General features: G+C 72.7%; 1 protein-coding gene. It reads left to right on the forward strand.

The window, feature by feature from the left end:
* Positions 1-112 precede the first annotated feature (112 nt).
* Positions 113-455 (forward strand): site-specific integrase (locus EN874_RS32230; RefSeq protein WP_189396741.1); only part of this gene is annotated, 343 nt, incomplete at its 3' end.

Consider the following 455-nt stretch of genomic DNA (forward strand, 5'->3'; position numbering starts at 1 on the left):
GGGCGGGGCAGTTCGCTGGCGGCTGCAGGGGCCGTGTCGGTGGCGGGGCGGGACATGCGCCGAGCATACGCAAAGCTGGCCGTGCCCGCAGTGGCCCTCGTATCCTGCACGCATGGCCCTTGTTTCCACCCCCGCCGAGCGCCGCCAGCTGGGCCAGCGACTGGCCGAACTGCGCGCCGACGACGGCGCACGCCTCCAGCGCTTCCTCGATGCGATCTGGGCCGAGAACGGCCTAGCCCGCGCCACCCTCGACAGCTACCGCCGCGATCTGGAAGGCCTGGCGCGCTGGATGGATGGACGTGCCGGTGGCCTGGCCGGCATCGAGCGCGCGGGGTTGTTCGATTACCTGGCCTGGCGCACCCGCCATGGCTGGTCGCCGCGCAGCAAGGCGCGGTTGTTGTCGGCGCTGCGGGCCTTCTTCGCCGATGGCGTGCGCCGTGGCGAACGCAGCGAGG

Origin of the sequence: Mesorhizobium sp. M1D.F.Ca.ET.231.01.1.1 (genome assembly GCF_003999155.2) — a bacterium.
In the GTDB taxonomy this organism is placed as follows: Bacteria; Pseudomonadota; Alphaproteobacteria; order Rhizobiales; family Rhizobiaceae; genus Mesorhizobium.